We start from the raw sequence: 24,566 nt of genomic DNA, 5'->3' as shown, positions 1-24,566 counted from the left end.
CGTGGTGCTTAGAGTCCCATTCGCTTGATCCAGAGGTCCGGGTTGTGGATTTCCGCCTCGGTCGGCAGGTTCTCTGCCTGTTCCCAGACCCGGTTGAAGCCGGCCATGCCAACCTTGTCCACCACGCCGCGGACAAACTTCGAGCCGTCGGCGTACTGCCGCATCTTGGCGTCCAGGCCCATGATCCGGCGGAAGAACTTATCCAGCCAGCCGCGGTTGATGCCGCGGTCGTTGAAGCGCCGGCGGATGGTCTTCACGCTGGGGATGATGCTGGCGTCAACGGCGTCCATGACCACGTTGGCGTGGCCTTCCAGCAGGCTCATAACGGCGGTGATGTGGGACAGGCGCGCCTTGTCCTCCGGGTCCTGCAGCAGGGTGAGGACATCCAGCTGGCGGTCCGGAACGCCGTCGGCCGATTCTTCCTTTCCACTGGCGGCTGCAGAGAGCTGTTTGGCCATCGAGCTGATGCGCTCCGGAAGGCTCTGCGCCTTGTCCATCAGGCCGTTGCTGAGCATCCGGATCTGATCCAGCAGATGGTCCCGCAGCCAGGGGGCGGCGGCGAACTGCACCCGGTGGGTTTGTTCGTGCAGGCACACCCAGAGCCGGAAATCGGCCGGTTCCACGTTCAGCTCCTGCTCGGTGCTGATGATGTTCGGGGCCACGAGCAGCAGCCGTCCGCCCTTCTTGCCGGGGTCATCCGATGCCAGCGCGGCGAAGGGGTCGTACTGGCCCAGGACCTTGCTGGCCAGGAATGCCAGGACGGCACCCAGTTCGGCGCCGGTGATGGTTCCGGCTACGGCGGTGTTGGTGGCGTTGACGGCGTCCGGCCGGGTTTCGGCCAGGTGCTGGAGCATGGGGTTCATCAGGGCGGCGAAACTCTGTGAGTTGGCTTTTGCCCAGGACGCGCGGTCAACAATCAGAACCTGGGAGTCGCGCAGGTTTTCGGCGGCGTCCAGTCCGGTGATGCGGTGGACGTGGGAAACGGACTCGTCAGCGAGCCGGCGCAGGTCTGCGACGGCGGCCTGGATTTCGCGGCGGCTCAGCTTCGGTCCCGGTGCTACCAGGGTGGCAGCGGTCGCAGCGGCGAAGTCCCAGTTCACCAGTCGCGCGGCGGTTGAGGTGCTCAGGTGCTGCTGGTTGCTCTCCATTGCTCCATTCGATCACAGGCGCGCCGCAATGTGCTCCCGCCTCCGCTGCAAGATCCGCCGAGAGGCCACTTACGGCTCTTTTCAGCCCTCAAACGGGCCGTAACTGGCCTCTCGATGGGTTAGGAAGCGTCGATCGGCCAGCCGGGAGATGCTGGGCCAGCCCGGGTCAGCGGCAGCCGCAGCCGGCGAGGACGGCAGCGGCACTGTCGACGGCGGCGCGGGCTTCGGCGGTATTGCCGTCCAGGCCCCGGGCCACCAGCGCGAAGGAGAGCAGCCTCCCGTCGGAATCCGTGACATAACCGCTCAGCGCCGTCACAGCCAGCAGCGTTCCCGTTTTTGCGCGGACCAGGCCGGCGGCGCCGTCGCCGTACCTGCCCTGCAGCGTGCCGGTCAGGCCTGCCACCGGGAATCCGCGGGCAACCGCGCGGAGTCCGTCATCCGTGGAAACCAGGACCGCCTGCACCGTTTCGGTCAGCTGGCGGGCCGTGACGGAGTTCTCCGCGGCCAGGCCGGAGACATCTGCCAGGGACATTCCCGCAGTATCGATTCCCAGCCCGGAGATCTCCGCGGCTACCGTGGCAGTGGCGCCTTCGAAGCTGGCTTCCCGTCCGGCGGCGGCAGCAGCCGACCGGCCGAGGGCTTCAGCCAGATAGTTGTCCGAGACCAGCAGCATCTGCTGGACCTGCTCGGCTGCGGTTGCTGACTCGGCCGATGCCAGTTCCCTGGCGCCGCCGGGTACCGTGCCCCTGCTGACATCGTCCTCGACCGTGATCCCGGAAGTCTCCGCCGCGCCGGCCAGCGCGTCCCTGAAGGCAGCGCCGGCAGCCAGTGCCGCATCCTCTGACCGCTGACCCCCCTGGCGGGACTCGTCTAGCCAGGCGGAGTTCACGGCCAGCGGATAGACGGGCGCTATCTCTCCGGCTTCGACGTCGGCCTGGTTCCAGGCCGGAGACAGCGCCGGGCCGGTGAACAGAGTGTCATCCACCTGCACACGCACCGTCCCGGGGTTCCGGCCCAGCATCTCCAGCGCATCCTCCGCCAGGGTGGCAAGTCCGGCCCTTCCAACAACTGCGTCTGGGTTGGAGCTCCCGCTGCCCAGCAGCACATCCCCGCCCCCACGCAGGGTCAGGACGGTCCCCTCGTTGCTTTGGGCGGCGTAAACAGTGGTTTCAAACCGGGAATCCGGGTCCAGGGTACGGACAGCGGCAGCAGCGGTCAGGATTTTCAGAGTGGAGGCCGGCATGCCGGCGGCTTCGGGACTGCGTTCGTAGAGAACGGTGCCGGTCAGAGGATCAGAAACCACCGCAGAGACGGTTCCGCTGCCCTCGAAGGCAAGTTCGGCGTCGAGCAGTGCGCCCAGCACAGACGGGTCCGGAAGCGGAGCATCAGGATCGGCCGGCTGGACAACCGGGTTCTGGAACACCTCGGCAGGCGGGCGCTGGTAGGACGGGACAGCGGTCTGCCGGTCAGGGGCCGTACCGGAAAGGGCTTTCACCACCGGCGGGCCAGCGTAGACCGCCAGCGGAACCAGCAGCAGGGCGAAGGCCAGCACCAGGGCCATGCCGGAGAACATCCTCGCCAAGGACCACCAATTTCCTTATTTCGTTGCCGTACCTGATCGCTCAGGTTCCGCCTGCAGCGGCGGAGAGTGAGGCTGTTGATAACGCCGGTAAACCCGGCAGTGCCTCAGGACATATATCTTTAACACTAGACCGGCGCAGTGGACCAAACGGACATTCCCAAATGGACGGGGGATTCCGGCTGCGTCCATTCTCGCAAAGTGCATGAGCAATGCATGTTCTTCTCTGTCCGTTTTGACTGGCCCTTTCCCCGGGCCGCATCCAAGGAGCCGTTATGAAACTCGACGTAACGATCGAGATCCCCAAGGGATCCCGCGTCAAGTACGAAATCGACCATGAGACGCACCGCCTGCGCCTGGACCGCGTGCTGTTTACCTCCATGCAGTACCCGACGCACTACGGCTACTTCGAAAACACCCTCGGCGAAGACGGCGATCCGCTGGACGCCATGGTGATGCTCCAGGACTTCGACCTGATCCCGGGTGTGCTGGTTGAATCCCGTCCGATCGGCGTCTTCAACATGGTTGACGACGGCGGCGGAGACGCCAAGGTGCTCTGCGTCCCCACTGACGCGCGCTTTGACCACATCAAGGACATCTCCGACGTTTCGGACTTCCTGCTCGATGAAATCAAGCACTTCTTCACCAAGTACAAGGACCTGGAGCCCGGCAAGTGGGTAGAGGCCGCTGACTGGGAAGGCCGCGAAGCCGCCGAGGCCGAGGTTAAAGCTTCCCTCGCACGCTTCGAAGCCCAGGGCGAGAAGAGCGAAGAGGACGAGCCGCAGGGCCGCGACGTCGACGCCAGCCCCGAGAACAACTAAGGCTCAGCCTCCTCCCCATCGAGATAACAGAAACTGCCCGTACCAGCGCTGGTACGGGCAGTTTCTGTTATCTCGGGGGCGCGGCACGCCCGCCCCAACCGATATCGGTTGTTTGGGGAATTGCTCTGGCATGCTGATGCCATGCATTTTGTGCTGACCATCAACCAGCGGGACACCCGCGAGGTGGGCGACCAGGTTCCGGACTTGGTGCGCTCCCTGCGGCACATCCCTGCCGCGGTGGATTTCCAGCGCTCGGTGGGCGATGAGGCGCAGGGCATCCTCGCTCATCCCTCTGCTGCCGTGGACGCGGCCCTTGTGGCCATCCGGGCCCGCCGCTGGAACGTGGGAATCGGCGTCGGCGAAATCCGGCGCCCGCTGCCCGCCGGCATTCTTGAGGCCGAGGGCTTTGGCCTGGTCTATGCGCGCCGGGCCGTGGAGCGCGCGCAGCGTTCCGGCGACCGCATTCCGCTGGCTGTTGAAGGGCCCGACGCCGAGGTGGCGTCCGAGGCGGAAGCGGTACTGCGCCTGCTGGGCCAGATTGTGGCGAGCCGCACGGCGGCCGAGTGGAAGGTCCTGGACCTGATGACTCCCGGGGCGCGGGGGCAGCAGAAGTTTGTTGCCCAGGAGCTGGGGATTACGGCCCAGGCTGTCAGCAAGGCCGTGGTGCGCTCCCACTGGGTGGAGGAATGGGCCACGAGGCCTGCGGCAGCCCGGCTGCTGGACCTGGTGGCCGGACCGGCTTCCCTGCCGGCCGCTCCCCTGCCCTACGCGGCGCGCTAGGACCTAGCGCGGAGCAAGCAGGCTGCGCAGGACCTTCGCTGCGCCGTCCTCATAGACCGAGCCGGTCACCTCGGAAGCAGCGGAGAGCACTTCGCCCGGGGACTGGCCCATGGCCACACCGCGCGCCGCCCAGGAAAGCATTTCGATGTCATTGCGGCCATCGCCCACGGCAACAGTGTGCATCGGGTCGACGTCGAGCCGGCGGCGGACCTGTTCCAGGGCAGAGGCCTTGGTGACGCCTGCTGCGGCGATATCCAGCCAGGCGGTCCAGCCCACTGAATAGGTCACCCCGTGCAGGCCAATGGCTGCCACCGCGTCGCCGAATTCCTCGGCAGTGGAGTCGGTGCTGAAAACCACCACGCGCACGGCTTTGGACTCGCGCAGGTACTCGAAGTCCACGGCCTGGGCTTCCGCGCCGAAACTGGCGTCCTGGAAGCGTTCAGTGGACAGGAACCTGCCCTCGTGGTCTTCCAGCGCGAACTTGGCGGTGGGCAGTTCCACACGCAGGGCATCCAGGGCCGGGCGGGGGTCGAAAACCACGCGGTCGACGATCTCGTAGCCGTCAGGGAGGGAGGAGTCGATGGAGAGGGTGACGCCGCCGTTGGAGCAGACGGTGAATCCGTCGGTGAGGCCAATGCTTTCCAGGACCGGAAGAGCGGCTCCAAAAGAGCGGCCGGTGGAAATCACCAGGTGATGGCCGGCGTCGATCGCGTCCCTGGCCGCGGACCGGACGTTGGGGGACATGTGTCCGTCGTGGTCCACCAGGGTTCCGTCGACGTCCAGGGCGATGAGGTGTTTGCTGTCTGTGTTGAACCGGTCTTCGGTGCCGGCTGAAGTGAGAGTTGTCATCGACTCATATAAACAGAAGCGGGTAAATACCGGTAGGACGCGGTTCACACTCGGCGCAAACAGCCGGTGAACTCTTAGTGGCGCAGCGCTGCCCCTGCCTTTTCGGCGGGGGCAGCGCGGTGCCGGCTACAGGACGGGCAGTACTTCCAGGCCGCCCATGTAGGGCTGCAGTGCCTTGGGAACGTTGACCGAGCCGTCCGGGTTCTGGTGGTGCTCCAGGATGGCGACGATCCAGCGGGTGGTGGCCAGGGTGCCGTTGAGCGTGGCGACGGCGCGGGTCTTGCCGTCCTGGCGTTCGCGGATGTTCAGGCGGCGGGCCTGGAACGTGGTGCAGTTCGACGTAGACGTCAGCTCACGGTAGGCACCCTGGGTGGGAACCCAGGCTTCGCAGTCGTACTTGCGGGCTGCGGACATACCCAGGTCTCCGGCGGCCGTTTCGATGACGCGGTAGGGCAGCTCCACCTTGGCAAGCATTTCCTCTTCCCAGGCCAGCAGCCGCTGGTGCTCGGCCGCGGCTTCCTCGACGGAGGTGTAGGTGAACATTTCCACCTTGTTGAACTGGTGCACGCGGATGATGCCGCGGGTGTCCTTGCCGTGGGACCCGGCTTCGCGGCGGTAGCAGGAAGACCAGCCGGCGTAGCGGACCGGGCCCTGGCTGAGGTCCATGATCTCGTCCGCGTGGTAGCCGGCCAGGGGCACCTCGGAGGTGCCCACCAGGTACAGGTCGTCTTCGGCCAGACGGTAGATCTCGGCGTCGTGCGCAACGTCAAAGCCGGTGCCCTGCATGGTCTCGGGACGGACCAGGGTGGGGGTAATCATCGGAACGAAGCCGGCCTTCACGGCCTGGTCCATGGCCATCTGCAGCAGGCCCAGCTCCAGGCGCGCGCCAACACCGCGCAGGAAGTAGAACCGGGATCCGGATACCTTGGCCCCGCGTTCCATGTCGATCGCGCCGAGCAGCTCACCCAGTTCCAGGTGGTCACGCGGGGTGAAACCTTCGGCCTCGAAGTCCCGCGGCGTGCCAACGGTCTTCAGGACCGTGAAGTCGTCTTCGCCGCCGGCCGGAACCCCGTCTTCGACGACGTTGGCGACCCGGCGGACCAGTGCCTCCTGCTCGGCCTGCACGGCGTCGGCTTCGCTCCCGGCGGCCTTGACCGCGGCAGCCAGTTCCTTCACCTCTGCCAGCAGCGCCTGCTTCTCTTCGCCCTTGGCCTGGGCGACGCGCTTGCCGAAGGCATTCTGCTCGGCGCGCAAGGTCTCATAGCGGGTACGGGCGTCGCGCCGGCGGGCATCCGCGGAAATGATCGCGTCCACCAGCTCCGGCTCGGCCAGCCGTGCGCGCTGGGATGCTCGGAACTTCTCAGGGTTTTCTCGCAGCTCATTTACATCGATCACGTCTCAAGAGTACCGAAAACCCCCTGTCCGGCCCGCACCCTGCGCGGCGGCTATCCTGAAACCACCATGCCCGCCGAAATCGCCGTAATCCTGCTCCTTGTGGCCACTGCCGTCATCGCATCAATCGCCACCTGGCAGGTTACGTCCCGCCGGCACCGCCGGCAGGTGGCCGCCGGGCGGATCACCCGCCCCGTTGCGTCCGCGAGCCAGCGCGTGGCCCTGGTGGTCAACCCCATCAAGGCGCAGGCTGCCGAGGCCAAAGCCGCTGTGGCAGCTGCCTGCGAAATGGCCGGCTGGGAACCTCCCCTGATCCTCGAGACGACCGTGGATTCTCCCGGTTACCGGCAGGCACAGGACGCACTGGCAGCAGGCGCCGACGTCGTACTGGCCGCAGGCGGGGACGGCACCGTCCGTGAGGTGGCCCGCGCCCTGGCCCATGAGCGTGCCGCGATGGGCCTGCTGCCCCTGGGGACCGGGAACCTGCTGGCCCGGAACCTCGGTGTGGCAGTCAATGATCTTGCCGGCAGCATCCAGGCGGCACTGCACGGTACCCAGCGCCGGATCGACATGGGCCGGCTGGAACTCGAAAATGCCCGCACGGGCGTCCGCTCAGCCAGCAACTTCCTTGTCATGGGCGGAATCGGCCTGGATGCGGAAGTCATTGCGGCCACCCGTGATGACCTGAAGCGCCGTGTGGGCTGGCTGGCCTACAGCGAGGCCGGGATCCGGCTGCTGCCCGGTCCGCGCCGGAAGATGCGCATCCAGCTCGACGACGGGCCCTCCCAGCTGCGCAAGGTCCGCAGTGTGGTGTTTGCCAACACCGGCAAGCTTCCTGCCGGGATCGACTTCATTCCTGCGGCCGCTGTTGACGACGGCATGCTGGACATTGTGGTGCTCACCCCGCGCACGGTTTTGGGCTGGATGGCAGTTGCAGGGAAGGTGGTCACCCGCAACCGGAGGGAGCTGTCCCTGATCGAGTACACCCGTGCCCGCAAAGTCACGGTCAGCACGGAAGAGCCGATCATTACCCAGCTCGACGGCGATCTGACCGGTGCAGCGACGCGGGTGAGGGTCAGCGTGGACCCGCAGTCGCTGCTGGTGCGCGCGCCTGACGCCGAAACCGGTTCCGCCGCCGCGGCGGGCGGCAGAACCGGCGGATTCCGGCGTCAGGGCGCCTAGGCGCTTAGTCCTGCGTGCCTTCTGAGTCCGTGTAGCTTCCTTCGGTTTCCGCGGCGGAATGTGAGGACGACGGCGGCTGCTTGCGTCCGTCGGCGTCGGTGTACTCGCCTTCCTCATGCTTTACGGACGCCGGCGAGGACTGCTCACGGATGAGCTCCTGCTCTTCGGCGAAGCGGAGGTCATTGCCCTGGTCGCCAATGTCGCCGCGGTAGTTGTCATCACCGCTGGCCTGGCCGCTCGGCTTCGGGTTGGTGAGCTGCTCGTCTTCGTTCGGGTACTCGCTCATGGTCCGCCTTTCGCATTGATGGCTTCTCCCGCCGGCTGCCTGGCCGGCGGTCTATAAGCATACTTACCATAAACCCGACCCCTTTTTCGCGGGTTATTCGCTCAGCAGTTCCCGCACAGCTGTCTCGGAGGCCGAATATCCGGCCACCGGAATAACCTCGCCGTGCAGGAAACGGTCCACAAGGCGGGGGTCAACGTAGGACTTCCGTGCCACGGCCGGGGTGTTGCCGAGCCGCTCCGCCACTTCCCGGATGGTCTGCGCCACCGCCTGCTGCTGCGCCTTCCGGGTGGCAGCCGTCCGCGCTGCGCGTGCAAAGCCCATCGCGGCCGAGACGGTGGCCTGCCAGGTCCGGAAGTCCTTGGCCGTAAAGTCGCCGGCCGTCACCTCGCGGAGGAAGCCGTTCAGCTGCGAGGCATCAATACTGTGCCACTGCCCGTCGACGCCGATGTACGCCAGTGCGGTGTCCGGATCAGGACGCTCGAGCATGGGACGGAGGGCAGCCACCAGATCCTCGTCATCGAGTTCCACATGCCACTCCTGGCCGCTTTTGCCCGGGAAGTCCAGCAGCAGCCGGGTGTCCTGAAGCTGGACGTGCTCCACCCGCAGGGTGGTGGTGCCGTAGGAGCCGTTCATCTCCGCGTACCGGGAGCCGCCCACGCGCAGGGCGCCGGAATCGACGATCCGCAGGGCTGCAGCCAGCGCCCGTTCCGGACCACTGCCGTCCGAACGAAGGTATTTGGTGATGATCCGGCGGGCAGGGGGAAGTGCCTGGGCGAACTCGAGGGCCCGGTCGAACTTCTCCCGGTCCTTCATCTCACGCCAGTACGGGTGGTAGATGTACTGGCGGCGTCCGGCGCCGTCCTGGCCCGTGGCCTGGATGTGGCCGTTGGGGTACGGGCTGATCCAGACATCCTGCCAGGCCGGTGGGATGGCGAGTGCGCGGATCCGGCGCAGTTCCGCCGGATCCCGCAGCACCTCCCCCTTCAGGCCGCGGTAACTGAACCCCTTGCCCCACCTCAGGCGGGTGTAACCGGGGTGTTCGCAGTTACTGCGGCGCAGGCGGGGCATCTCAGCCGTTAATCAGGGATTCGAGCCACTGGTCCGCTGCCTCGAAGGCGGAGTCGGAGGTGTGCGGCAGAACTTGGGCTCGCCGGTGGTCCGCCCGCGGATAGGAGCCCAGGAACCTGAGTTCCGGAGACACCCGGTGCAGCCCCTTGAGCGCATCGGCCACCCGGGCATCAAACACGTGCCCGTCGGCGTCGATGCTGAAGAAGTAGTCTCCCAGGAATGCGCCTGTGGGCCGGGATTCAATCCGGCTGAGGTTCACGCCTCGGGTGGAGAACTGGTCCAGGATTTCCATCAGGGCACCCGGCCGGTCTTCGGGCAGCGGGATCACCACGGTGGTCTTGTCCGCGCCGGTGGGTTCCGGCAGCAGCCCGGGGAGGCTGATGAGGATGAACCGGGTGACGGCGTCGGAAATGTCCCCGATGTCCCGGGCAATGACGTTCAGGCCCAGCCGGGAGGCAACCAGCGGTGCGCAGATGGCTGCGTCGAATCCCGGAGCCTCATCCTGGAGCCCCACCGCGGCGGCCGCAGTGGAGGACGCAGGGAGATATTCCGCCTTCGGAATATTCACTTCGGCCCAGTTACGGCACTGCGCCCAGGCATGGCTGTGCGTAGAAACCTTCCGGATGTCCTCCAGCTCGACACCCGGACGCACTGCCAGCACAAAGGTGATGGGCACCAGGATTTCGCGCAGGATACGCAGTGGCTGGCCAACGGAGATCGCATCGAGAGTGGCGCTGACGCCGCCTTCCACCGAGTTCTCGATCGGTACGACGGCGGCATTCGCGTGCCCGGACCGGACCATCTCCAGCGCGGAGGTGACGCTCGTGGAGGGAATCCGTACTGCCTCGGCGGCGCCGGGCACCTGAAGCAGCGCTGCTTCGGTGAACGTACCCTCGGGTCCCAGATATGTATAAACCATGGTTCCCGGAAGCTTAGGCTGCCCGGGGGTGCCCTCAGGACTCATACGACGGTCGGTTCTTTTCCGTTTTCGGAGACCATTTCCCTGCCCGCTTCCAGCCAGGCACCCATGCCTCCGGTCACGTTGACTGCGGAGTAGCCGTGGGATTCAAGCCACTGGGTTGCCCGCGCACTCCGGCCGCCGGAACGGCAGATCACGGCAAGGTCCTGGTCCGGGTCCAGGTCATCGAGACGGTCGGGGAGCTGGTCCAGGGGAATGTGGACGGCGTTCGGAATGTGCCCGGCTTCCCACTCATAGTCTTCCCGGACATCCAGGATCCGCACACCTTCACCGATAGCGTCCACAGATACGTTTTCCATCTCGCTCACACTTCCTTGCAGTCTCTGTTGCCGGGTCTGACAAGGCACGGAACCAGCCCGCTGCTGAGGCGTCCGCGCCGTTTATCCCAGCCTATAGTGGGATGCACCGCCAGAGAACAAAGCCCCCCGCGCACCGGAGGTAACAATGCCCAAAGGTCCAGCCGTCCCGCCTCGGGCAGGGATGCCCACCGAAGAGGGGATTGGGTCACTCAGCGCTCTTGCGCTGCGCGACGCCCTGGCCGGCGGGGAAGTTTCCGCTCGGGAGGCCACGGAGTACTTCCTGGGGCGCATCGAAGCCCTGAACCCGGAACTCGGCTCCTTCATCACCGTCACTGCAGACACAGCAATGGCCGAGGCACAGCGGGCCGACGAGGCACTCGCCGCCGGGCGTCCGCTGGGAATCCTGCACGGCATGCCGCTGGCACACAAGGACCTCACCGACGTCGCCGGCGTTCCCACCACCATGGGCAGCGCAGCCGTTCCGCTGGCTCCGGCTGCGGCAGACGGCCCGCTGCCGGCGGTGCTGCGGGCGGCGGGCGCGATCAGCCTGGGCAAAACCCAGGTACCGGAGTTCGGCCTCAGCAGCTACAGCGAGAACCTCGTGGCGCCGCCGGCCCGGAATCCGCTCGACCCCGCACTGAGCCCGGGCGGATCCTCCGGGGGCAGTGCCGCTGCGGTTGCGGCGGGCATGCTGCCGTTCGCCCCGGGGACCGACGGCGGCGGTTCGGTGCGCATTCCTGCTGCGGCCACCGGGCTGGTGGGACTGAAACCCAACCGCGGCAGGATTCCTTCCGGCGGTGCCCAGCGGGATCTTGGCCAGTTCGTCGTCGCCGGACCGCTGGCACGAACTGCTGCAGATGCGGCACTTCTGCTCGATGCCATGGCAGATGAACCGAACTACCACGCCACCAGCGCGGCCGGCGTGCACGGGTCATTCCTGGCGGCGGCACTCCGGGCTGAAGGCAGGTTCCGGATCGGCGTCAGCACACGGTCCCCCTTCGAATCCCGGCTGGACATTTCACTGGATCCGGAAGCTCTGCTGGCACTGGAAGCCGGGGTCGTGGCGCTTACCGGGGCGGGCCATGAGGTTGCCGAGGCCGGCGTGCGTTATGACGAGCGCTACCCCGACGCGTTCGAGCTGGTGTGGACTGCCCCGCTGGCGAACATGCCGCTGCCGCCGGAAGGGGAGGACAAGCTGACGGAGCTGACCGCTGCCATGCGGCGTCGTGCACTGCAGCGCTCCGCGGCAGACCTGGCCGGCGCCATCGAGGTTCTGCGTGGGTTCGAAGAAGAGACCATTACGCAGTTTGCCGAGTGGGACATGATCCTGACCCCCACCGTAGCCATGACCCCGCGGCCCATCGGCTGGTACTGGACCGGCGACGCTGCCGAAGACTATGCCCTGCAGTGCCAATACTCGCCGTTCACCTCCATGGTCAACGTGTGCGGTTTGCCGGCGGTGACCATCCCCACTTACGTCACCGGCAGCGGACTGTCCATGGGCGTGCAGCTGATCGGCCGTCCCGGGGCGGAGGCGGACCTGCTTTCAGTGGCCGCCCAGCTGGAACTCCAATAACAGGAATAGCCTTAATCCGGAGCCTTTTTGTCCAGCATGTGGACAAAAAGGCGATTTTGACCGTGACGATGAGCACATACTCTTGCATGGATGCCGGTAAAACACCCTGCTTTCGGCGTTCCGTGCCGAATGCGTCACATCCGCTTTTTGGGACAATTGGACGATGAGTCCAAGCCCCACCACTACCAGCCCCGCGCCCACTGCGCGGAAGGCATTTTTCGGCCATCCCCGGATGCTCGCGAATCTCTTCAGCGTTGAGCTCTGGGAACGCTTCTCCTTCTACGGCATGCAGGGCATCCTGCTCTACTACATGTACTACTCCGTCACCGACGGCGGACTGGGCATGGCCGAGGGAGTGGCTGCAGGCCTCGTTGGCGCCTACGGCGGCGGCGTTTACCTCTCATCGATCGTCGGCGCCTGGGTAGCGGACCGCATCCTCGGTTCCGAACGGACCCTCTTCTACTCGGCCATCCTCGTGATGGTCGGCCACATTTCCCTCTCCCTGGTTCCGGGATACGCCGGCCTCGCAATCGGCCTGGTGCTCATCGCCATTGGTTCCGGCGGCCTGAAGGCCAATGCCACCGCCCTGGTGGGAAGCCTGTATGACGAGAAGGACGAGCGCCGCGACGCCGGGTTCTCCATCTTCTACATGGGCATCAACATCGGCGGCCTGATGGGCCCGATCCTCACCGGCCTGCTCTGGGATTCCTTCGGCTTCCACGTTGGCTTCGGCCTCGCAGCTGCCGGCATGGCCATCGGTCTTGCCCAGTACGCCGCAACCCGCAAGTACCTGCCGGAGTCCGCACACCTGGTGGCCAACCCGCTCCCCAAGAGCCAGTATGTCCGCGTGGGAGCAATCGCCGCGGCCGCGATCGTCGTCGTGCTTGCCGCTATTGCCTTCGGCCTGATCAACAGCGAAAACCTGGTTGGCCTGATGGCCATCCTGGCGCTGGTTGCAGCTGTCGCCTACTTTGTGGTCATCCTCTCCAGCAAGCGCGTAACCCGCACCGAGCGCCACCGGGTGTTCTCCTTTATGCCCCTGTTCGTGGCAAGCACCGTCTTCTGGGCTTTGTTCCAGCAGCAGTTCACCGTTGTGGCGCTCTACGCGGACACCTCGCTGAACCGGGAGATCTTCGGCTGGGAAATGCCGCCGAGCTTCGTCCAGTCCATCAACCCGATCTTCATCATCATCTTCGCTGCAGTCTTCGCAAGCATGTGGACCAAGCTGGGCACCCGCCAGCCGGGCACTCCGCTGAAGTTCGGAATCGGCCTGGCCGTCATGGGACTGGCGTTCCTGGCCTTCATCCCGTTCTCCGGCGGCGGCCCCGCCAGCACGCCGCTGCTGGCACTGGCAGGAATCCTGCTGCTGTTCACCTTTGCTGAACTCTCGCTCTCCCCCACCGGCCTGTCCGCTGCCACGAAACTGGCTCCGGCAGCGTTCCCCACCCAGATGGTTGCACTGTTCTACCTGTCGGTCTCCCTGGGCAGCACGCTCTCCGGCTGGCTGGCGCAGTTCTACAGCCAGGACACCGAAGTAAGCTACTTCTCCTTCCTGGGCATCACCGCAATCGCACTGGGCATCGTCCTGGCCCTGTGCGCACCGGCCATCAAGAAGCTCATGGGCGGAGTGCGGTAACCCGTTCTTCCGATTCGCCTAGCAAAAAGTGCCCGTTTGGTTTCCAAACGGGCACTTTTTGCGTATCCGGTTTGTGCTCCATAAGGCCCGGCCGCGTAGACACTTTGAATCTTTACTCTGCATTGTGACGATCAAACGTGCTGTCTTGGCACCCATCGACAGGCATCTGTCTTTACGTACCGCCGCAGATTAGACAATGTGAGCGCCCTCACAGTTAGTATCGTTCAATCAGCCGGTGCTGAACTGCACCCGTTTACCGGGCTCCGATCAACGACGTCGGGCCAGGAACCGGATGCCAGCGTCCGGCACAACGACACCCTGCCCGGCCGGCGCCGTCCGCCTCCGGGCAGCGCATTGAAAGGGCAACGATGAAGCGTTCGAAGACTGGGGCACTGGGGGCCCTGCTGCTGGGTGCGTCCCTCGCCGTCACCGCTTGCGGCGGCGATTCCGCTGCCGGCAACGGCGACACGGACATGGTGAAAATCGGCATCACCCAGATCGTGGAGCATGACGCACTGACCTCCGCCAAGGAAGGTTTCAAGCGCGCACTGACAGAAAACGGCTACACCGAGGGCGAGAACATCACCTTCGACGAGCAGAACGCCGCCGGTGAGCAGGCCACCGCAACCTCCATCGCCTCGAAGTTCGCCTCCGATGACCTGGACCTGGTCCTGGCGATCGCCACGCCGACCGCTCAGGCGGCAGCACAGGCCATCACCGACACCCCGATCCTCATCACCGCGGTCACCGAGCCGGAAGAGGCCGGCCTGGTCGACTCATGGGAGGCTCCCGGCGCCAACCTGACCGGGACCAGCGACCTGAACCCGGTCGAGGACCAGCTGGCCCTGATCAAGGAACTGGCTCCCGACGCAAAGACCGTCGGCATTGTCTACAGCTCCGGCGAAGTCAACTCCGAGGTCCAGATCGAGCTGGCCCAGGAAGCCGCCAAGGACCTTGGCCTGGAACTGAAGCTCGCCGCCGTCTCCAACACCGCAGAGGTGCAGCAGGCCGCCGAGTCCCTGGACGTGGACGCCTTCTACATCCCGACCGACAACAACGTGGTTGCGGCCCTGGACTCCGTGGTGCAGATCGCCGAAACCAAGAAGCTCCCGCTGGTTACCGGAGACGCCGGTGCTGTCGAAGCCGGCGGCATCGCCACCTGGGGTATCGACTACGAAGCCCTCGGCTACCAGACCGGCCTGATGGCCATCAAGATCCTCGAAGAGGATGCAGATCCGGCCACCATGCCCATCGAAACCCTGGATGAAGTGCAGCTCGTGGTCAACAAGACCGCAGCAGCCAATATGGGCGTCGAGATCCCCGAAGCCCTGCTCGAAAAGGCCGACAAGGTCATCGAATAGCACCTGATGCTGCCCGTCCCACCCTGCTGTAAGGAACAGAACTTCCATGATCACTGCTGTTGAACTGGGGCTTATCTACGCCGTCATGGCCCTGGGCGTTTACCTCACCTTCCGGATCCTGGATTTTCCGGACCTTACCGTGGACGGCAGCTTCACCACGGGCGCTGCCGTGGCTGCCATATCCATCATCAACGGGGTCCCACCCCTGGCCGCCACGGCAGCCGCGTTCGGAGCCGGGCTCATTGCCGGCTGCGTTACCGGCCTGCTGCACACCAAGGGCAAGATCAACGGGCTGCTCGCAGGCATCCTGACCATGATCGCGCTCTACTCCATCAACCTGCGGATCATGGGCACATCCAACCTGTCCCTGCTCCGCGAAGACACCCTCATCACCCCGCTTCGTGAGAACGGACTTCTGGGCGGCGCCGTCGCCATCGCGCTGTTCGCACTCCTCGCGCTGGGCGTGAAGCTCTTCCTCGACTGGTTCCTGCACACCGATCTGGGCCTGGCCATGCAGGCCACCGGCGACAACCAGGAAATGGTCTCCAGCTTCGGCGTCAGCACCGACCGGATGAAGATCCTGGGCCTGTCCCTGTCCAACGGCTTCGTAGCCCTTTGCGGCGCTGTTGTGGCCCAGTACCAGGGCTTCGCAGACATCGGCATGGGCATCGGCCTGATCCTGGTGGGCCTCGCATCCGTGATTATTGGCCAGGCCATCTTCGGTTCCCGCCTGATCATCGTCTCCACCCTGGCCGTTATCCTGGGCGCCGTCGTCTACCGCATCGTGATCGCCCTGGCGCTGGACCTTGGCTTCGAGCCGAATGACATGAAGCTGATCTCCGCGGTGCTCGTGGTGCTGGCCCTGATCCTTCCGCAGTGGAAGCTCTTCCGCCGGCTGCCCACCTTCAGCAGCCTGCGCAAGTCCAACGTCACCACAGCCAGCTAGCTACGAAAGCAAAACGATGCTGAAAATCGACAACGTACAGAAGACCTTCTTCGCCGGCACCGTCAACGAGCGCGTGGCCCTGGCGAAAATCGACCTCGAGCTGGCTGCCGGGGAGTTCATCACCGTCATCGGTTCCAACGGTGCCGGCAAGTCCACCCTGCTGAACATGGTCTCCGGCAAGCTGCGCCCCGACGTCGGCTCCGTGACGATCGACGGCAAGGACGTCACAAAGCTGGCCGATTACCAGCGCGCCCGGTTCATCGGCCGGGTGTTCCAGGACCCGATGGCCGGATCCGCCCCGCAGCTGAGCATTGAGCAGAACATGTCCATTGCCTACGAGCGCGGCAAGCGCCGCGGCCTGGGCTGGGGCGTCTCGGCGAAAAAGCGCGAACTGTTCCGCGAGGAGCTCAAGTCCCTGGAACTGGGTCTGGAGAACCGGCTCAAGGCCAAGGTGGGCCTGCTCTCCGGCGGCCAGCGCCAGGCACTGTCCCTGCTGATGGCAACGTTCAGCGAGCCGAAGATCCTGCTGCTGGATGAGCATACGGCGGCCCTGGACCCGCAGCGCGCGGCCCTGGTTTCCCGCCTCACCGGTGAAATCGTGGCCCGCCACAACCTGACCACCCTGATGGTCACGCACAACATGCAGCAGGCCCTGGACCTGGGCACCCGGCTGATCATGATGCATGAGGGCCGGATCATCCTGGACCTGGACAGCACGCAGAAGGCATCCATGACGGTGCCGGACTTGCTGCACGAGTTCGAGAAGATCAAGGGCGGACTGGACGACCGGACCCTGCTCCAGTAGTCCCCCCTCCCTTCCCGCCGAGAGGCCAGTTACGGCTGTTTTGGACCCCCAAAGCAGCCGTAACTGGCCTTTCGCGGAGGTGGGGCAGATGTGGTTACGGGGGCACAAAAAGACAGCCGTCTGCCGGATCATCCGAATTTTTGGCATGCTTGGGTCTATGTCTAACCGAGCCGGCACTCCTGCCCAACCATCCGACCTCGTCGACCTGACGGCCCTGCTTGACGCGTATTACGACGTCGCACCGGACCTCGCTGATCCCAGCCAGCGCGTGGCCTTCGGCACCTCGGGACACCGCGGCAGCTCCCTGAAGGGGTCCTTCAACGAACCCCATATCGCCGCCATCACGCAGGCGATCGTGGAATACCGCACCGGGGCAGGCATCACCGGACCGCTGTTCATGGGCAAGGACACGCACGCCCTCTCCGAGCCGGCGCAGAACACGGCCCTGGAGGTCCTCGCCGGCAACGGCGTCAACGTCCTGATCGACGCGCGAACCGGCTTCACGCCCACCCCGGCCCTGAGCCACGCGATCCTGACGCACAATGCCACCCGCACCGACCAGGCCGACGGAATCGTCATCACCCCGTCCCACAACCCCCCGGCAGACGGCGGCTTCAAGTACAACCCGCCCTCCGGCGGACCTGCGGACTCCGAGACAACGTCCTGGATCGCCAACCGGGCCAACGAACTGCTGGAGAACGGACTCCGCGGCGTCCAGCGCGTACCGCTGGGCGAAGCACGGCTGGCCGAATCAGTCGGCGCCTACGACTTCCTGCAGCACTACGTGGGAGACCTCGGCTCAGTTCTGAACATGGACGCCATCAAGGGTTCCGGGCTGCACATCGGCGCCGATCCCATGGGCGGCGCGTCCGTTGACTACTGGGGAGCCATCGGCGAGCAGTACGGGCTGAACCTGACCGTGGTGAACCCCAGCGTGGACCCGCAGTTCGGCTTTATGACTCTGGACTGGGACGAGAAGATCCGCATGGACTGCTCCTCCCCTGACGCCATGGCATCGCTGATCGCCCAGGCCGGCCGGTATGACATCGCCACGGGCAACGACGCCGACGCCGACCGCCACGGCATCATCACCCCCGACGCCGGGCTGATGAACCCCAACCACTACCTTGCCGCCGCTGTCGAGTACCTCTACGCCAACCGCTCCGGCTGGCGCAGCGACGCCATGGTGGGCAAGACTCTGGTCTCTTCCTCCATGATCGACCGGGTTACGGAAAGCCTGAACCGCCGCCTGATGGAAGTTCCCGTGGGCTTCAAATGGTTCGTTCCCGGCCTGCTCTCCGGTGAGGTGGCATTCGGCGGCGAAGAATCCGCAGGCGCCTCATTCCTGCGGCTGGACGGCACGGTCTGGACCACGGACAAGGACGGAATCCTGCTGGCGCTGCTGGCCTCGGAAATCACCGCCACCACGTCCAAGACACCCTCCCAGCACTACCGGGAACTGACCAACCGCTTCGGGGATCCTGTCTACGCCCGGGTTGATGCCCCGGCCACCCGCGAACAGAAGGCAGCGCTGTCCAAGCTCTCGCCGTCGGACGTCACCGCCACCACGCTGGCCGGCGAGGAGATCACCGCGCGCCTCACTGAAGCGCCGGGCAACGGGGCACCGGTTGGCGGGCTGAAGGTCACCACCGAGAACGCCTGGTTTGCGGCCCGGCCGTCCGGCACCGAGGACGTGTACAAGATCTACGCCGAGTCCTTCAAGGGCGCCGAGCACCTCAGCGAGGTCCAGGCCGAGGCGAAGGCAATTGTGGACTCCGTGATCTCCTAGTCCGTTCTTCCACAACAAAAACGAGATAACAGAAACTGCCCGTATGAGCGCTCATAGGGGCAGTTTCTGTTATCTCGATGGTCAGAGCAGTCGGCGCAGGATCCGCGTCTTGAACCCGTTGTACGGCGGGTACGCCACGCGCAGGGTATCCAGCAGCGTGCCCTTCGAAAAGACCGGGCGTGCCTGGCTGAACGTGTCGAAGGAGTGCTTGCCGTGGTAGGCGCCCATGCCGCTGGCGCCGGCTCCGCCGAAGGGCAGCTCCGGCACGGCCAGCTGCACAATCGCGGCGTTGTGGTTCACGCTGCCGGCCCGCACCCCCTGCTCGAACTGCCTCTGCTGAGCTGCTGAGGAGGTAAACAGGTAGGACGCCAGCGGCGAAGGCCGGGCGTTGATAATCTCCATCGCCTGCTCCAGGTCCCGGACCGGAACCACCGGCAGGATCGGCCCGAAGATCTCCTCCTGCATCACCGGAGCGTCCAGGGCCACGTCCGTCAGCACGGTGGGCTCGATGTAGAGGTTTTCCCGGCTGGTCCGGCCGCCGGAGACCACGGTTCCGTCGCCCAGGTAGCCGGTGAGCCTGTCGAAGTGCCCCTCGTTGACGATCCGCCCGAAGTTGGCGCTGCGGGCCGGATCCTTGCCCACAAACTCGCGGACCACCTTGCCCAGCGCCTTGAGCAGCTTGGGCGCCGCTTCCTCAGTGACCAGGACGTAGTCCGGTGCCACGCACGTCTGGCCGGCGTTGATCAGCTTGCCGTAGGCCAGCCGCCGGGCAATGGCGGTCAGGTTCCCGTCCAGTACGACGGCGGGAGACTTGCCTCCCAGCTCGAGCGTCACCGGGGTCAGGTGCTCGGCGGCAGCGCGCATCACGATCTTGCCGATCCGCTCACCGCCAGTGAAGAAAATGTGGTCGAAGCGTTCGGCCAGCAGCGCCTGGGACGCTTCCTGCGCGCCCTCGATCACAACCACGGCTTCCGGGTCCAGGTACTCGGGCAGGATCCGGGCGACCGCAGCGGAGGTGTTCGGCGCCAGCTCGCTGGGCTTCAGCACGGCGGCGTTGCCGGCGGCCAGCGCACCAATCAGCGGAGCAAGGAGCAGCTGCACGGGATAGTTCCACGGCGCGATGATCAGCACCATGCCCAGCGGCTGCGGTTCAACCCGGGCCGACGCCGGCTGCAGGCCCAGCGGCACGGGCACCTTGGTACTCCGGGTCCAGCCAGTGAGGTTCTTCAACGCATGGGCTGCTTCGGCCCGGGTGATGGAGATTTCCGTGAGGTAGGCCTCCAGCGGGTTTTTGCCCAGGTCTTCGCGCAGGGCGGCAGCAAATTCCTGCTCCCGCTCGGAGAGCATCCGCAGCAGAGCCTTCAGCTGCTCCTTCCGCCAGGACAGCGGCCGGGTTCGCCCGCTTTCATAAACCTTGCGCACCGCCGCAACCTGCGCGGGGATGCTGCCCGCAGGGGACGTGGTCTGCAGATCAGTGCTCATGCCCGGTCCCCGTTGCCTGCCGCCGCGGAAGCCTGCCGGGAGTCCGGTGCCGGGCGGCCGGTGAAGTGGTCCATGGACTGGTAGACCTTAAAGACCTTGCCCGCCACCACGTCCCAGGCCGGCTGCGGAAGCAGCCCGCGCAGTGCACTGCCCAGCGGAACGGTCCACGGCAGCTGCACCCGGGCCTTGCCGTCCAGCAGCGCCTTCCAGGCCTTGTCCACTACGTATTCAGGTTCCATCAGCGGTGTCATCAGCGGGCCCCGGGCACCTTCAAACATGCCGGTCTTGATGTAGCTGGGAATCAGGGTGGTGACCTGAACGTGGCCGTGGCCGGCTTCGTCCAGTTCCAGGCGCAGTGAATCGCTCCAGCCGATCACTGCCCACTTCGAGGCGGTATAGACGCTCATCTTGGGCACGGAGAGGGTTCCCGACGCGGACGCCACATTCAGGATCCGGGCCGGGGTGCGGCGTTCGATCATGCCCGGCAGGAAGGCACGGGTGATGTGCATGGGAGCCAAAGTGTTCACATCCATAACGGCGTCAATGTCCGCTCCGGTGTGCTCCCAGAAGTATTTGCCGCGGACAATGCCGGCGTTGTTGATCAGCACGTCCGGTGCGCCGAGTTCCGCCAGCACGGCCTCGGCCTTTTCGGCTACCTCGGCAGCGGAGGAGACATCCAGTGTGTACGGCACGACGGCGGAGGATCCGAGTCCGCGCAGCCGCTGGGCCGCAGCCTCCAGGGCCTCGGCGTTCCGGTCCCAGAGCACCACCGCTTTGGCCCCTTCACGCACCGCCCGTTCGGCGTACAGCAGGCCCATGCCCATGGCCGCTCCGGTAATGAGTACTGTCCGTCCAGAAACTGTAATTCCCACGTATGATCCGTCCGTCACAGGCCGCCATCGACCCAACTGCTTTCCCGGTAAAATTGCTGGTGCGTGCAACATAGCGTGGCACAGAAGCCCCGCCGGTAACATTCTCCACGAATCAATCCCCCTTTGTCCTTTGGAAGGCACACGCATGAGCAGGTTCGGCACAGACTGGAAACTCCACGGGAACGGCAAAACTGTTACTCCCGGCTCATTCGTAGCACCCGATGAAAGACTCAGCTGGCCGCGGACCATCGGGATCGGATCCCAGCATGTGGTGGCCATGTTCGGAGCGACCTTCCTGGTTCCCCTGCTGACCGGCTTCCCGCCGGCCACCACACTGTTCTTCTCCGGCGTCGGAACCATCCTGTTCCTCATCATCACCGCCGGAAAGGTCCCCAGCTACCTGGGTTCCTCCTTCGCCTTCATCGCCCCGATCGCCGCCGCGGTGAACCAGCACGGACCCGCCGGTGCCCTGGGCGGCATCATCATGGCCGGCGCCACCCTGTTCCTGATCGGCCTGGCTGCGCAGCTGGCCGGCACCCGCTGGATCCAGGTCCTGATGCCGCCCACCGTTACCGGTGCGATCGTGGCCCTGATCGGCCTGAACCTGGCACCCACCACCCGCACAAACTATGAGGCCGGGCCCATCACCGCCACAGTCACGGTGGTGGTGATCCTGCTGACCACTGTGCTGTTCAAGGGCCTGATCGGCCGCCTCTCCATCCTCGTTGGTGTGCTGGCCGGCTACGCCGCCGCAATCGTGCAGGGCGAGGTGGACTTCTCCGCCATCAACGACGCCGCCTGGTTCGGCCTGCCCGACTTCATGGCCCCCACCTTCCACTTCAACGTCATTGGCCTGTTCGTTCCCGTGGTGCTGGTCCTGGTCGCCGAAAACATCGGCCACGTGAAGTCCGTTGCCGCCATGACCGGCCGGAACCTCGATCCGTACACCGGCCGGGCGCTGATGGCCGACGGCGTTGCCACCATGCTGGCCGGCGCCGGCGGCGGTTCGGGCACCACCACCTACGCGGAGAACATCGGCGTCATGGCCGCTTCCCGGGTGTACTCCACGGCTGCCTACTGGGTTGCCGGCATCACCGCCGTGCTGCTGAGCCTGTTCCCGAAGTTCGGCGCCCTGATCGCCACCATTCCCCCAGGTGTGCTCGGCGGCGCCGGTGTGGTGCTTTACGGCATGATCGGCATTCTGGGTGTCCGGATCTGGGTGGATAACCGCGTGAACTTCTCCAACCCGATCAACCTCTCCGTGGCCGGTGTTGCCCTGGTGGTCGGCATCGCGAACTACACCTGGAACGTTGGCGGCCTGACCTTCGAAGGCATCGCCCTGGGGACCGCCGCCACCCTGGTGATCTACCACGGCATGATGGCGATCGCCCGCTGGCGCGGCACCATGCCCGACGAGCCGCAGGAAGACGTCGGCTCCAAGCCGTCCAGCCTGGGCTAAGAGGTACCTAGGCCCCTTCGAGGGCCGCCTGCGTGGCGCGGGCGACGTAGAACTCTGCCCGCGCCATCGCATCCTGGGGGCTCTGGGCCAGATCGAGTACGCTGACCGCCGCCTCCACCCCGTACTCGGCCAGCACCTTCGGGCTCAGCGTGATCGCGCCGGCTACCAGCACCACCGGGATTCCCCGCTCCGCGGCCAGCCGTGCCACCTCCAGCGGCGCCTTTCCGTACCGGGACTGCTCGTCGATCGAACCTTCCCCGGAGAGCACCAGGTCTGCCTGGGCCAGTGCCGGCATCAGGCCCACTAGTCCGGCAATCAGCTCAAACCCCGGCTCAATCCGGGCATCCGTGAACGCCAGGAACGCCGAGGGAAAACCGCCGGCCGCCCCGGCACCGGGAACATCGACGTCGACGCCGGTTGCCTCCTCCAGCAGCCGGGCCCAGTTCCCCAGCGCCTCATCCAGCAGTAGCCGGGCCGAGGAATCAGCACCCTTCTGCCCGCCGAAGACGTGCGCGGCACCGTTATGCCCAGTGAGCGGGTTGGTGACGTCCGCGGCGATCCGGATCCGGGTACCCTTCACCCGCGGGTCCAGTCCGGATGCGTCGACGGCGGCGGCCACTGCCAGGCCGGCACCGCCAGGAGGAACCGGCTCGCCCCCGGCGTCGAGGATCCGCAGGCCCAGGGCGGTCAGCGCCCCGGAACCGCCGTCGGTCATCGCTGACCCGCCAATCCCCAGAATGATTTCCTGCGCCCCGGCGTCGAGCGCCGCCGTGATCAGCTGCCCGCTGCCAAAGCTCGACGCCGCCAGGGACGTCTGCACGGACGGTTCAACAAGCATCAGCCCGGAAGAACGCGCCGTTTCCAAGACCGCCGTCGTGCCGTCCATTGCCCAGACGGCGGTGACTTCCCGGCCCAGCGGTCCACGGACCCTCGCAGTGCGTTCCTCGGCCCCGGCGGCGAGTGCAGCTTCGAGGGTGCCTTCACCGCCGTCGGCGACTGGAACGCGGGTGACGTCCGCGTCCGGATAGACGGAGAGCACCCCCTGCGCCATGGCGGCGGCGGCTTCCTCAGCGGTGAGGCTGCCTTTGAACTTGTCCGGGGCTATGAGCACGCGCATGGCTTACATCCTGCCAGCGATTGCCGGGTGCGGCACAGCCTGCCTGCCCGGGTCCCGCCCTGCCGCGCGGCGCGGTGCCTATAGACTTCCCGCAAGTCCGCCGCCCGCCGGAAGTCTCAAACATGGGGGAAGAGTCAATGATGGCTATGTCAGGCGGGGAAGTGGTCTTTGGAATCGTGCTCGGGCTTCTGGCGGTGGCGGTGCTGGGAATCTGGGCGCTGGTCCTGGTGATCGTGTTCCTTCGGCTGCGGATCGCGGAGCTGCGAACAGCGGCCAGCGGCGGCGCGCCCGGCGCTCCCTTGAGCTAAGCGCTCCCTGGCCCCTGCGGCCAGGCACCCCGGGCGGAAAGCACCTGGGACAGCAGGTCCGCCCGGTCAGAGACCAGGCCGTCCACACCCAGGTCCAGCAGGCCTTCCATCAGCGGACGGGTGTTGACCGTCCAGACGTGTACCTGGATACCTGCGCGGTGGCAGCGGCGGAGGAATCCTGCCCGCACCACGGGGATGCCGCGGTAGCTGACCGGCACCTGGACACAGCGGAAGCGGCCCAGCCGGGCCACCAGTCCGCCCAGGCCCAGCGGGGAGAGCAGCAGCAGCGCTGCGGTGCCGGCAGATCCGGCAGAGGTTGCGGCCGGCCGGGACAGCCGGCGCAGGCAGTCCAGCCGCCGCCGGTCGGAGAAGGAGGTCACCAGCACCCGGTCATGGGCCTGGTGCTTTTCGATCAGTGCAGCCAGTGCCGCAGCTCCGGCGGCGTCCTTGATATCCACATTCAGGCGCACGCCCGGCCACCGGACAAGCACTTCTTCCAGCGTGGGGATCGGCTCGGTTCCGCCGACGCGGACTTCGCGCAGTTCGCGCAGGCTGCGGGCGCTGATCGGCCCGGATGCGTCGGTGACCCGGTCCAGGGTCTCATCATGGAACGCCATGAGCACGCCGTCGCTGGTGGTGCGGACGTCGGTTTCCAGGTACCCGAAGCCCAGGTCCACGGCTGCCTGGAAGGCTGCCATAGTGTTTTCCTTCCCCTCTGGACTGAAGCCGCGGTGGGAGAGGCCCAGCGGAACGGCGGTGCCGGCGTTAGGGGGCAGCGACGCGGACGGAGGGGTGAAGTACGGCAGGGGTGCGCTCACTTCACGTACTTTAT

At 65.9% G+C, this 24,566-nt stretch carries 23 protein-coding genes; 11 read left to right on the top strand and 12 right to left on the bottom strand.

Going from position 1 to position 24,566, the window contains the following annotated elements; translation table 11 throughout:
* Positions 1–8 precede the first annotated feature (8 nt).
* Together ACWGQ2_RS10505 and dacB are read right to left on the bottom strand one after the other, a co-directional pair.
* The gene (locus tag ACWGQ2_RS10505) at positions 9–1,148 is read right to left on the bottom strand and encodes a zinc-dependent metalloprotease (protein ID WP_452016975.1); all 1,140 of its coding nucleotides are present in this window, start codon (positions 1,146–1,148) and stop codon (positions 9–11) included.
* A 166-nt stretch (positions 1,149–1,314) separates the two neighbouring features.
* Positions 1,315–2,721, bottom strand: coding sequence for a D-alanyl-D-alanine carboxypeptidase/D-alanyl-D-alanine endopeptidase (gene dacB / locus ACWGQ2_RS10500; RefSeq protein ID WP_452017237.1), 1,407 nt, complete (start codon positions 2,719–2,721; stop codon positions 1,315–1,317).
* Positions 2,722–3,002: 281 nt separating this feature from the next.
* On the opposite strand from dacB, the gene ACWGQ2_RS10495 reads away from it, so the two are divergent.
* Positions 3,003–3,548, top strand: coding sequence for an inorganic diphosphatase (locus ACWGQ2_RS10495; protein WP_452016973.1), 546 nt, complete (start codon positions 3,003–3,005; stop codon positions 3,546–3,548).
* A 141-nt stretch (positions 3,549–3,689) separates the two neighbouring features.
* Positions 3,690–4,328 (top strand): hypothetical protein, encoded by a 639-nt coding sequence (locus ACWGQ2_RS10490; protein WP_452016971.1) that lies wholly within the window; start codon positions 3,690–3,692, stop codon positions 4,326–4,328.
* Between the two features lie 3 nt (positions 4,329–4,331).
* Here the strand turns inward: ACWGQ2_RS10490 and ACWGQ2_RS10485 are convergent, their stop codons facing one another.
* The gene (locus tag ACWGQ2_RS10485; RefSeq protein ID WP_452016969.1) at positions 4,332–5,177 is read right to left on the bottom strand and encodes an HAD family hydrolase; all 846 of its coding nucleotides are present in this window, start codon (positions 5,175–5,177) and stop codon (positions 4,332–4,334) included.
* Between the two features lie 126 nt (positions 5,178–5,303).
* The gene (gene serS / locus ACWGQ2_RS10480) at positions 5,304–6,572 is read right to left on the bottom strand and encodes a serine--tRNA ligase (protein WP_452016967.1); all 1,269 of its coding nucleotides are present in this window, start codon (positions 6,570–6,572) and stop codon (positions 5,304–5,306) included.
* Positions 6,573–6,638: 66 nt separating this feature from the next.
* Between serS and ACWGQ2_RS10475 the strand changes: the two genes are divergently transcribed.
* Positions 6,639–7,751, top strand: a complete 1,113-nt coding sequence (locus tag ACWGQ2_RS10475) for a diacylglycerol/lipid kinase family protein (protein WP_452016965.1) — start codon at positions 6,639–6,641, stop codon at positions 7,749–7,751.
* A gap of 4 nt (positions 7,752–7,755) precedes the next feature.
* Here ACWGQ2_RS10475 and ACWGQ2_RS10470 read toward each other — a convergent pair whose 3' ends face one another.
* From ACWGQ2_RS10470 to ACWGQ2_RS10455, 4 genes are all read right to left on the bottom strand, one after another.
* Complete coding sequence (locus ACWGQ2_RS10470) at positions 7,756–8,037, bottom strand: hypothetical protein (RefSeq protein WP_452016963.1); 282 nt, start codon at positions 8,035–8,037, stop codon at positions 7,756–7,758.
* Positions 8,038–8,130: 93 nt separating this feature from the next.
* Positions 8,131–9,105 carry a DNA topoisomerase IB gene (locus ACWGQ2_RS10465; RefSeq protein ID WP_452016961.1) on the bottom strand — a complete coding sequence of 325 codons (975 nt, stop codon included), beginning with the start codon at positions 9,103–9,105 and terminating at the stop codon, positions 8,131–8,133.
* A 1-nt stretch (position 9,106) separates the two neighbouring features.
* Positions 9,107–10,069 carry a prephenate dehydratase gene (gene pheA / locus ACWGQ2_RS10460; RefSeq protein WP_452016959.1) on the bottom strand — a complete coding sequence of 321 codons (963 nt, stop codon included), beginning with the start codon at positions 10,067–10,069 and terminating at the stop codon, positions 9,107–9,109.
* On the bottom strand, positions 10,066–10,383 hold the full coding sequence (locus ACWGQ2_RS10455; protein ID WP_452016957.1) for a rhodanese-like domain-containing protein: 318 nt from the start codon (positions 10,381–10,383) through the stop codon (positions 10,066–10,068). Before ACWGQ2_RS10455 ends, pheA begins: the two co-directional genes overlap by 4 nt.
* Positions 10,384–10,528: 145 nt before the next feature.
* On the opposite strand from ACWGQ2_RS10455, the gene ACWGQ2_RS10450 reads away from it, so the two are divergent.
* The 6 genes from ACWGQ2_RS10450 (at position 10,529) to pgm (ending at position 18,496) form a co-directional block, all read left to right on the top strand.
* Complete coding sequence (locus tag ACWGQ2_RS10450) at positions 10,529–11,959, top strand: amidase (protein WP_452016955.1); 1,431 nt, start codon at positions 10,529–10,531, stop codon at positions 11,957–11,959.
* A gap of 163 nt (positions 11,960–12,122) precedes the next feature.
* Entirely contained in the window at positions 12,123–13,595 is a 1,473-nt protein-coding gene (locus tag ACWGQ2_RS10445) for a peptide MFS transporter (protein ID WP_452016953.1), read from the top strand.
* 368 nt (positions 13,596–13,963) lie between these two features.
* Complete coding sequence (locus ACWGQ2_RS10440; protein WP_452016951.1) at positions 13,964–14,956, top strand: ABC transporter substrate-binding protein; 993 nt, start codon at positions 13,964–13,966, stop codon at positions 14,954–14,956.
* Between the two features lie 46 nt (positions 14,957–15,002).
* Positions 15,003–15,902 (top strand): ABC transporter permease, encoded by a 900-nt coding sequence (locus ACWGQ2_RS10435; protein ID WP_452016949.1) that lies wholly within the window; start codon positions 15,003–15,005, stop codon positions 15,900–15,902.
* A 16-nt stretch (positions 15,903–15,918) separates the two neighbouring features.
* Positions 15,919–16,707 carry an ABC transporter ATP-binding protein gene (locus tag ACWGQ2_RS10430; RefSeq protein ID WP_452016947.1) on the top strand — a complete coding sequence of 263 codons (789 nt, stop codon included), beginning with the start codon at positions 15,919–15,921 and terminating at the stop codon, positions 16,705–16,707.
* Between the two features lie 157 nt (positions 16,708–16,864).
* Entirely contained in the window at positions 16,865–18,496 is a 1,632-nt protein-coding gene (gene pgm, locus ACWGQ2_RS10425) for a phosphoglucomutase (alpha-D-glucose-1,6-bisphosphate-dependent) (protein WP_452016945.1), read from the top strand.
* A gap of 81 nt (positions 18,497–18,577) precedes the next feature.
* Here pgm and ACWGQ2_RS10420 read toward each other — a convergent pair whose 3' ends face one another.
* On the bottom strand, positions 18,578–19,978 hold the full coding sequence (locus ACWGQ2_RS10420; RefSeq protein WP_452016943.1) for an aldehyde dehydrogenase family protein: 1,401 nt from the start codon (positions 19,976–19,978) through the stop codon (positions 18,578–18,580).
* The gene (locus ACWGQ2_RS10415; protein ID WP_452016941.1) at positions 19,975–20,850 is read right to left on the bottom strand and encodes an SDR family NAD(P)-dependent oxidoreductase; all 876 of its coding nucleotides are present in this window, start codon (positions 20,848–20,850) and stop codon (positions 19,975–19,977) included. The genes ACWGQ2_RS10420 and ACWGQ2_RS10415 overlap by 4 nt, the downstream gene beginning before the upstream one ends.
* A gap of 145 nt (positions 20,851–20,995) precedes the next feature.
* On the opposite strand from ACWGQ2_RS10415, the gene ACWGQ2_RS10410 reads away from it, so the two are divergent.
* Entirely contained in the window at positions 20,996–22,309 is a 1,314-nt protein-coding gene (locus ACWGQ2_RS10410) for a uracil-xanthine permease family protein (protein WP_452016939.1), read from the top strand.
* A 7-nt stretch (positions 22,310–22,316) separates the two neighbouring features.
* Here ACWGQ2_RS10410 and ACWGQ2_RS10405 read toward each other — a convergent pair whose 3' ends face one another.
* Entirely contained in the window at positions 22,317–23,426 is a 1,110-nt protein-coding gene (locus tag ACWGQ2_RS10405; protein WP_452016937.1) for a glycerate kinase, read from the bottom strand.
* Between the two features lie 137 nt (positions 23,427–23,563).
* Between ACWGQ2_RS10405 and ACWGQ2_RS10400 the strand changes: the two genes are divergently transcribed.
* Entirely contained in the window at positions 23,564–23,734 is a 171-nt protein-coding gene (locus tag ACWGQ2_RS10400) for a hypothetical protein (RefSeq protein ID WP_452016935.1), read from the top strand.
* On the opposite strand, the gene ACWGQ2_RS10395 is transcribed toward ACWGQ2_RS10400, so the two are convergent.
* Positions 23,731–24,552 (bottom strand): glycerophosphodiester phosphodiesterase family protein, encoded by an 822-nt coding sequence (locus ACWGQ2_RS10395; protein WP_452016933.1) that lies wholly within the window; start codon positions 24,550–24,552, stop codon positions 23,731–23,733. The genes ACWGQ2_RS10400 and ACWGQ2_RS10395 overlap by 4 nt on opposite strands.
* Between the last annotated feature and the right edge of the window lie 14 nt (positions 24,553–24,566).

This window comes from Arthrobacter sp. NPDC055585 (assembly GCF_053619115.1).
Note: the sequence above shows the minus strand (reverse complement) of the source record. Positions and strands in the feature narration are given on the sequence as shown.